The organism is Streptomyces sp. NPDC001156 (assembly GCF_053598275.1).
In genome coordinates, this window is record NZ_JBSFJX010000529.1 from 1 (window position 1) to 1,482 (window position 1,482).

Consider the following 1,482-nt stretch of genomic DNA (forward strand, 5'->3'; position numbering starts at 1 on the left):
CTGGGGGCGAAACCCCGTTTCCTGCCCTGCTCCGCAGGGGTCCGATTCCTCCCCGGCCTGAAGGCCGGGGCGTCCTCGGAGGCATTTGGTGAAGGGGCCCAACCTGACCGTCCGGCCCGGCGGCCCGCGCCTGGTTCAACGCCGGTGGCTGCGGCGAGGTCTCCCGTGCTGCCGCCGGTCAGGTGCTGGTCTTCTTGCGCATCTCGCCGCCGCGGGAGCGGAAGACCACTCCGGCATCCGCGAGGAGGCGGTGCACGCTGCCGTAGGAGCGGTTCGTGGTTTTGGCGATGGCGCGAATGGACGTGCCGCTCTCGTACTGGGCCTTGAGTTCGGCCGCGACCTTGTCGCGGGCCGGTCCCGCCATCAGCTTGCGGGCCGGTGTCTTCCTGGACATCGCGGACTTCCCCTCTCGAAGGGACATCAGATGCCGCCATGATCGCGTGCGGTGGCCGAGCGGGGCCACCGGTTCGGCCCAACTGTCACTGCCCGCCGATACGGTGGGCCCGTACAGGAACAGGCACGGTGGAAGGGCGGCAGGCATGGCGGGCGAGACGCTGGTGACGGTGGTGGGCAATCTGACCGCCGATCCGGAACTGCGGCACACAGGCTCCGGACTGCCGGTGGCCAACTTCACGGTGGCATCGACTCCCCGCACATTCGACCGGGAGCGCAGCGAGTTCGTCGACGGAGAGCCGCTGTTCCTGCGCTGCTCGATCTGGCGGGCGGCGGCGGAGAACGCGGCGGCGAGCCTGGCCCGGGGAGCACGGGTGATCGTGACCGGGCGGCTCAAGCAGCGCACCTTCGACGACAACGAAGGCCAGCGCCGTACCGTCATGGAGCTCGACGCCGAGGAGGTTGCTATCTCCCTCGCCTACGCACGCGCCCAGGTCACCAAGACCTACCGCCAAGGCGGCACACCGGCGAGCGCGCCCGGCCCCGCCGCCCCAGGTGTGCCGCCGCAGAACGGGCAGGCGCAGGGTCAGCCGGCTGCCGAACCGGACCCTTTCTGATCCTGGCCGCCGGGCACGCAGACGTGACTGTGGTCGTTGGTGAGTGACATGAGCAGAAGATCGCGACGGCATCGCCGTCCCGCCCGTCGTCGAGGTGGTCCCCGTGCAGCAGCCGTTCCCCCTGGACGACCTCGACGCGGCAACCCCGGCCGACGAACCTCTCCTCACAGCGCTCATCGCGGCGGCCGACACGAGTGACCCGGCTCTGTACCAGCGGCTGGGACAGCGGCTCGGCCGGGAAGTGCCCAGCGACGCGGCCCGCGCCCGGTGGCAGACCGACGTCCTCCAGCTGCACCAGCTCTACCGGTACAAGTGACCCGTCCGAGCGTGTGGGGCTCGTAAAGTCATCGCTGCAGGTGGGAGCTCGTGTGCAAGACCCCTCGACGGTGGCTGGGATGCTGCACCAGTGATCATCTCGCTGCTGTACCGGGCCACCCGGGCGTTGCTGTCCGTGCCTGCGGTCCTACTGCGC

3 protein-coding genes are annotated in these 1,482 nt (G+C 70.1%); 2 read left to right on the forward strand and 1 reads right to left on the reverse strand.

What is annotated here, in order from left to right:
- Nucleotides 1–178: 178 nt before the first annotated feature.
- Complete coding sequence (locus tag ACWDA7_RS52855) at nucleotides 179–394, reverse strand: helix-turn-helix domain-containing protein (RefSeq protein ID WP_450615365.1); 216 nt, start codon at nucleotides 392–394, stop codon at nucleotides 179–181.
- Nucleotides 395–539: 145 nt separating this feature from the next.
- On the opposite strand from ACWDA7_RS52855, the gene ssb reads away from it, so the two are divergent.
- Together ssb and ACWDA7_RS52865 are read left to right on the forward strand one after the other, a co-directional pair.
- Complete coding sequence (ssb, locus tag ACWDA7_RS52860; protein ID WP_450615367.1) at nucleotides 540–1,010, forward strand: single-stranded DNA-binding protein; 471 nt, start codon at nucleotides 540–542, stop codon at nucleotides 1,008–1,010.
- A 103-nt stretch (nucleotides 1,011–1,113) separates the two neighbouring features.
- Nucleotides 1,114–1,326: a hypothetical protein gene (locus ACWDA7_RS52865; RefSeq protein ID WP_450615369.1), complete on the forward strand. Its 213-nt coding sequence runs from the start codon at nucleotides 1,114–1,116 to the stop codon at nucleotides 1,324–1,326.
- Nucleotides 1,327–1,482: the final 156 nt, after the last annotated feature.